The sequence below is a fragment of the Streptomyces zinciresistens K42 genome (genome assembly GCF_000225525.1).
Taxonomy (GTDB): Bacteria; Actinomycetota; Actinomycetes; order Streptomycetales; family Streptomycetaceae; genus Streptomyces; species Streptomyces zinciresistens.
The window spans coordinates 1-5,386 of record NZ_AGBF01000303.1; the positions used below are offsets into that span (position 1 = coordinate 1).

At 74.5% G+C, this 5,386-nt stretch carries 4 protein-coding genes and 1 pseudogene; 1 reads left to right on the forward strand and 4 read right to left on the reverse strand.

From position 1 onward, the window contains the following. Positions 1 to 298: 298 nt before the first annotated feature. From SZN_RS35040 to SZN_RS35055, 4 genes are all read right to left on the reverse strand, one after another. On the reverse strand, positions 299 to 1,876 hold the full coding sequence (locus tag SZN_RS35040) for a phytoene desaturase family protein (RefSeq protein ID WP_007504743.1): 1,578 nt from the start codon (positions 1,874 to 1,876) through the stop codon (positions 299 to 301). Positions 1,877 to 2,424: 548 nt separating this feature from the next. Then, entirely contained in the window at positions 2,425 to 3,603 is a 1,179-nt protein-coding gene (locus SZN_RS35045) for an acyl-CoA dehydrogenase family protein (RefSeq protein ID WP_007504745.1), read from the reverse strand. Positions 3,604 to 3,826: 223 nt separating this feature from the next. After that, positions 3,827 to 4,594 carry a CbtA family protein gene (locus SZN_RS35050; protein ID WP_043734789.1) on the reverse strand — a complete coding sequence of 256 codons (768 nt, stop codon included), beginning with the start codon at positions 4,592 to 4,594 and terminating at the stop codon, positions 3,827 to 3,829. Between the two features lie 22 nt (positions 4,595 to 4,616). Further along, the gene (locus SZN_RS35055; protein WP_007504749.1) at positions 4,617 to 4,835 is read right to left on the reverse strand and encodes a CbtB domain-containing protein; all 219 of its coding nucleotides are present in this window, start codon (positions 4,833 to 4,835) and stop codon (positions 4,617 to 4,619) included. Positions 4,836 to 5,152: 317 nt separating this feature from the next. On the opposite strand from SZN_RS35055, the pseudogene SZN_RS41740 reads away from it, so the two are divergent. Next, a pseudogene (locus tag SZN_RS41740) lies at positions 5,153 to 5,386 on the forward strand (histidine phosphatase family protein); the annotation flags it as partial.

The window sequence follows — 5,386 nt, forward strand, 5'->3', positions numbered from 1 at the left end:
GGAGCCGCGCCACCCTGCGCCGCGGCTCCCCCGAGCGGGCCGGCCTGCCGGGCCTCTGCGCAACTGGCCGCCGGAGCTGAGGCGTTCCTCGGCTCCTCCCCCACGTACCCCTGGTACGCGGGCGCGGTGCCGGCCCTCCGCGCCGCGGCCGTACCGCGTGGTTCTCCGGCACGGCGTCCGCCACCTCCGCGACCCTGGCGCTGCCCGCGCCGGACACCGCGTCCGGCGACGCGCGGCTCGGCTGCGACCTGTGGCGGCTGGACCGCCGCCCGGGACTGAGCGGCCCCGTCACTCCCGGTCAGCCGTCGCCGCGCTCCAGCACGGCCATGGCCGCGTTGTGCCCCGGCACCCCGCTCACCCCTCCGCCGCGCACCGCGCCCGCCCCGCACAGCAGGACGTTCGGGTGGGGGGTCTCCACGCCCCAGCGGCCGGTGTCGTCGTGGGTGTGGGGCCAGGACAGGTCGCGGTGGAAGATGTTGCCGCCGGGCAGCCGCAGGTCGCGTTCGAGGTCCAGGGGCGTCTTCGCCTCGATGCAGGGGCGGCCGTCCGCGTCGGTGGCCAGGCAGTCGGCGAGAGGCTCGGCGAGATGGGCGTCCAGCTGGGCCAGGGTGGACTGCAGCAGTTCCTCGCGCACGGCGTCGTTGTCGTGCGCGAAGAGCCGGGCCGGGGTGTGCAGACCGAACAGGGTGAGCGTCTGGTGGCCGCTCTCGGCGAGGGCGGGGCCGAGGATCGTCGGGTCGGTCAGGGAGTGGCAGTAGATCTCGGACGGCGGCGCGGCGGGGAGGTGACCGGCGGCGGCCTGGGCGTGGGCCGCGGCGAGCTGCGCGTAGCCCTCGGCGATGTGGAAGGTGCCGGCGAACGCCTCGCGGGGGTCGACGGCGCTGTCGCGCAACCGGGGGAGGCGCGTGAGCAGCATGTTCACCTTGAGCTGGGCGCCCTCGGCCGGGGCGGGGGCCGCGTCGCCGGTGAGGGCGGCCAGCTCCTGCGGCGAGGCGTTGACCAGCACGTGCCGGGCGGCGGCGACGCCCTCGCCGTCCGCGGTGCGGTAGCTGACCTCGGCGCTGCGGCCGTCCGTGTCGATCCGCACGGCCTCGTGGCCGGTGACGAGCACCGCGCCGGCCTCGCGGGCGGCACGGGCGAGGGCGTCGGTGAGCGCGCCCATGCCGCCGACGGGGACGTCCCAGGCGCCGGTGCCGCCGCCGATGACGTGGTAGAGGAAGCAGCGGTTCTGCCGCAGCGAGGGGTCGTGGGCGTCGGCGAAGGTGCCGATCAGGGCGTCCGTGAGGACCACGCCCCGTACCAGGTCGTCGGCGAAGCGCTCCTCGATCGCGACGCCGATCGGCTCCTCGAACAGGACCCGCCACGCCTCCTCGTCGTCGACCCGGCGGCGCAGTTCGGCGCGGGTCGGCAGCGGTTCGGTCAGGGTCGGGAACACCCGCCGGGCGACCTCGCCCGTCATGCCGTAGAAGCGCTGCCAGGCCGCGTACTCGCGTGCGCCGCCGGTCAGTTCGGCGAAGGCGCGCCGGGTGCGGTGCTCGCCGCCGCCGACCAGCAGGCCGGTCGCCCGGCCGGCGCGCTCGACGGGGGTGTACGAGGAGACGTCGCGGGTGCGGACCCGGAAGGCGAGGCCGAGATCGCGGACGATCTTGTCGGGCAGCAGGCTGACCAGGTACGAGTAGCGGGACAGCCGGGCGTCCACCCCGGCGAAGGGGCGGGTGGAGACGGCGGCGCCGCCCGTGCGGGCCAGCCGCTCCAGCACCAGCACGGACCGGCCGGCCCGCGCCAGGTAGGCGGCGGCGACCAGGCCGTTGTGGCCGCCGCCGACGATCACGGCGTCGTAGGTGCGGTGTCCGGGGTGTCCCTCGTCGGCAGGCATGCCTCTTGGTAACACGTGATGATCCGGTGCGGCCAGGGGCGGCGGGCCGCGCTCGCCCCTCCCGGACGGCGTCGCGCCGCGTCCGGTCAGCTCAGGTCAGCTCCGGCAGCCGGTGCCGGTGCCGGTGCCGGTGCCGGATCAGCCCGCTCTCCCCCGTCTGCCGCGACCGCCCCCGTCGTGGTCCGCCGCGACCGCCCCGGCTCCTCCGGTACGGCGGACCGTCGTCCGCGTTCTTACGGTGCCGGACACGGGCCGGTCCCTCGCGTGCGGGACGTGTCAGGGCGGGAGTCGCCGGTGCGCACGTGCGGGAACACGCCGCGGGGGGACGCCCGTTGCGCGCGTCCGGCGAGTGACGGCGACCGGTGGGGGCCGCTGCGGCCGTACAACTCGTCGGCGTACGACGGCAGATCGGCGTGCGCCGGGTGGACGGCGTGCCGCCACGGCGCCTCGCGCGCCGGGGGCGGGCTCCACCGGGCGTGCCACGGCGCGGTGTTCGGCGAGGCAGCGGTCGGCTCCGCCGCTGCCTCACGTGGTCGTCCTCGCGCGGGCTAACGCCGTACGCGCGGCATCCCCAGGCCGATCCAGGAGATGATCTCCCGCTGGATCTCGTTGTTGCCGCCGCCGAAGGTGAAGATGACGGCCGAGCGGTAGCCGCGTTCGAGTTCGCCGTGCAGGACCGCGCCGGCGGAGCCCTCCTTCAGCGCGCCGGGGGCGGCGGCGACCTCCATCAGCCAGGCGTAGGCGTCGCGGCGTGCCTCGGAGCCGTAGACCTTGACGGCGGAGGCGTCCTGCGGGGTGAGCGTGCCGTCCTGGACGGCGCCGACCATCTTCCAGTTGAGGAGTCTGAGCGCGTCCAGTCTGGTGTGGGTGCGGGCGAGGAGGCGGCGCACCCAGGGCAGGTCGATGACGCGGCGGCCGTCGGTGAGCTTGGTCTGCGCCGCCCAGCGCTGGACGTCGTGCAGGGCGCGCACGGCCATGGTGCCGTGGGCCGCGAGGGTGACGCGTTCGTGGTTGAGCTGGTTGGTGATCAGCCGCCAGCCCTGGTTCTCCTCCCCGACCCGGCGGGAGAGGGGGACGCGGACGTTCTCGTAGTGGCTGGCGGTGGTGTCGTGGGAGGCGAGGGTGTTGATCGGGGTGCAGGAGTAGCCGGGGTCGGAGGTCGGCACGAGGAGCATGGTGATGCCCTTGTGCGGCGGGGCGGCCGGGTCGGTGCGCACGGCCAGCCAGACCCAGTCGGCGGTGTCGCCGTTGGTGGTCCAGATCTTCTGGCCGTCGACGACGTAGGCGTCGCCGTCGCGGACGGCGCGGGTCCTGAGCGCGGCGAGGTCGGTGCCCGCCTCGGGCTCGCTGTAGCCGATCGCGAAGTCGATCTCGCCGGAGAGGATCCTCGGCAGGAAGTACGCCTTCTGCTCGTCGGTGCCGTACTGCATGATCGTCGGGCCGACGGTGTTGAGGGCCATCAGGGGCAGCGGGACGCCGGCCTGGGCGGCTTCGTCGAAGAAGACGAACTGCTCGACGGCGGTGAGGCCGCGGCCGCCGTACTCCTTCGGCCAGCCCACGCCCAGCCAGCCGTCCGCGCCGAGCCGTCGGACCGTGGTGCGGTAGTGGCGCTTCTGCGCGGCGGGGCCGGTGAAGCGGGCATGGGCCTGGTCGGGTGCCAACTCGGCGAAGTAGGCGCGCAGTTCGCTGCGCAGCCGCTGCTGCTCGGGCGTGTATTCGAGGTGCACGGCGCCTCCAGGCTCCCAAGGCCGGTCCTGACGGCGCACACCGTAGAACGTGTTCCAGAAATTGGGAATGGCGAGGACACCGGGAGAGCGGCGGCGGACCGGAAAGGCCGCCGGCGGACCGGCGGCCTTCCGCTGTGCGGCCGTGTGCTTCGGCGTGTGGCAGTGTGCTTCGGCTGTGTGGCCGTGTGCTTGCGCTGTGCGGCCGTGCGCCGTCGCGGGCGCCTCAGCCGGCGACGGGAGCCGGGCTCGCGGACGTCTCGGGCCGCTCGGCCGGGGCGGGCGCGAGGGCGCGTTCGGCCAGCACCCCGAAGACCAGTCCGAACACGGTCCACAGGGTCGACTGGACGGCCAGGGTGGCCAGCCGGAAGTCCCACAGCAGGGTGGCGGGGAAGCCGGCCGGGGTGTTGTCCTGGGCGGGCAGGAAGACGAACGCCAGGCCGACGGCCAGGACGAAGAACGCCCCCGCCGCGACGGTGGCGTTCCAGGTGCCCAGGCGGGGCGCGAGGCGCTTGCCCAGGATGACCGTGGCGACCGCGATCAGCACACTGAGCACGATCATCAGGAAGTACAGCGCGGTGCGCTCCTGCAGGGTGTCGGGGTTGCCGACGGCGGGCGGGTTGGCCGGGTACTTGAGGAACGGGACGAGGTAGACGGCGACCAGGACGGCCGCGGCCAGGAGCAGTGCGCTCGCGCGCGGCCCGAAACGGCCGATCCTGCCGAGCGCGAAACAGTAGGCGAGGGCGGCGATGCCGCCGAAGGCGACCCCGTAGACGAGGATGCCGGTCGACAGTCCGGCGGTGGACTGCAGAGCGCGGCTGACGAGGGGGTCGTCGCCGCCCCCGTGGTGCGCCGCCTTCGCCTTCTCGAAGTCGATGGCGCCTCTCACGCTCGGTTCGCCGAGGAAGTAGGCCACCAGGAGGGCGGCCACGCCCGCGGCGAGTCCCGCGAGCATGCCGCGGACCAGGAGGTGTCTCACAGTTGCGGAGTTCATGAGTGCTTCGGCTCCCTGGCGGTCAGTGGCAGGGGAAGCCGAGCAGGTGGCGGCCGTCGTGCACCCATTCGTGCACGCCGGTGCCGGAGAAGATCGCGGTGGCGCCCTGTTCGGCGCCCACGAAGTACAGCAGGACCAGCATCAGGAGGCCGAAGAAGAAGGCCCACGGCGCGATCACGCCGATCGGGAGTGTGGCCGGTACGGCGGTGGTGCTCGTCGGCTGGGCGATGGACTGCGCCATGGCAGGACCCTCCTGGGGAACTCGCGTCCCGTCTCGGTGGTGCACAGGACGACGGGGCGGGTCTGACTCACCCGGCCGCACCCGAAGGTGCGCGCCCGGCATACAGTGGCGCGACCGTGCCGGAATCCCACCGGCTTCCACGAACCGTCGTCGGTATCGACGAGAAGGTACCGCGTGTCAGGGACACGGCCAAGGGCGCACGGCTCCGCGACCGGCGCCACCGCCCGAGCCGTGCGCCGTGAGCCGTCGAATCGCCTGCTGTGAAGGGGACGTTGAGCGATGCGCAGCGGGGTGCGGGCCGGATGACGAGCCGCGTGATGTTGATCTCACCCGCGATCACGGCGGCTCTGCGGGAGGCCCGTTTCGACGACGCCTGCCCCCTCGACGCCGCCGGTCTGCGCCGGGCACGGGACGCGGCGGGCGGGCTCCCGGCGGCCGGCCGGGCCTTCGCCTCCCCGACCGCGCGCTGCCGGGAGACGGCGCGGGCGCTCGGCCTGGACGCGGTGGCGGCGCCGGAGCTGGCGGGCCTGGACGGTGGGGCGCTGGCGGGG

Coding starts and splice junctions, on each gene's coding strand:
- SZN_RS35040 (WP_007504743.1), bottom strand. CDS start 1,876: ATGCCTGCCGACGAGGGACACCCCGGACACCGCACCTACGACGCCGTG.
- SZN_RS35050 (WP_043734789.1), bottom strand. CDS start 4,594: ATGAACTCCGCAACTGTGAGACACCTCCTGGTCCGCGGCATGCTCGCG.
- SZN_RS35055 (WP_007504749.1), bottom strand. CDS start 4,835: ATGGCGCAGTCCATCGCCCAGCCGACGAGCACCACCGCCGTACCGGCC.